The organism is Mesorhizobium sp. M4A.F.Ca.ET.090.04.2.1, assembly GCF_003999085.1.
In the GTDB taxonomy this organism is placed as follows: Bacteria; Pseudomonadota; Alphaproteobacteria; order Rhizobiales; family Rhizobiaceae; genus Mesorhizobium.
Genome location: NZ_RZOT01000956.1, coordinates 1 through 835, shown reverse-complemented (window position 1 = coordinate 835; position 835 = coordinate 1). Strand labels below are relative to the sequence as shown.

The window sequence follows — 835 nt, the reverse complement described above, 5'->3', positions numbered from 1 at the left end:
ACCTCGGGTGCCGCGGGGCGTCGACGATCACCGCCAATGCCGGCGAGAGCAGCCGCCGGCTCGGATAGTAGAGATGATAGCCGGCGAAGGGCGGGCTCCAGTCGCCGAGCACCAGCGTCAGGCGCCCCTCGGCGATGTGGCGGCTGACGAGGCTTTCCGGCACATAGGCGATGCCTGAGCCGCTGATCGCGGCGTCGACCATCGGGATGGTCGAGTTGAAGGTGAGTTGGCCCTCCACCCGGACCCTGAGGTCGCGGCCGCCCTTGGCGAATTCCCACGCATAGAGGCCTCCGAACGTCGTCAGCCGCAGGTTGATGCAGTCGTGCCCGACCAGATCCTGCGGTGTCCTGGGCGCCGGGCGGCGGGAGAAATAGTCTGGCGAGGCGACGGCCACCAGCCGCCAGTCCGGGCCGATCCGCACCGCGATCATGTCCTTGTCGATGCTCTCGCCGAGCCGCACGCCGGCATCGAAGCGCTCCTCGACGATGTTGCGCATGCCGTTGTCGCTGTAGAGCTCGACATTGAGGTCGGGATAGTCGCGAAGCACCGGCTCGAGCCTTGGCCAGACGGTCGACTGCAGCGCGTGGTCGGAGAGCGTGATGCGGACCGTTCCCGACGGCTTGTCGCGAAAGGCCACCAGGCTTGCCAGGTCGGCTTCGATCTCCTCGAAACGCGGCACGAGCGACTGGTAGAGCCGCTCGCCCGCCTCGGTCGGCGCGACGCTTCGCGTCGTGCGCGTCAGCAGCCGAACGCCCAGGCGCGCTTCCAATTCCTTGATCGTGTGGCTGAGCGTCGACTGCGAGGTTCCGAGCTTCGCCGCTGCCCTGTTGCTGTC

1 protein-coding gene is annotated in these 835 nt (G+C 67.8%); it reads right to left on the bottom strand.

Going from position 1 to position 835, the window contains the following annotated elements:
* A partial coding sequence (locus tag EN781_RS33435) for a LysR family transcriptional regulator (RefSeq protein WP_145965825.1) occupies positions 1 to 835 on the bottom strand: 835 nt, incomplete at both ends.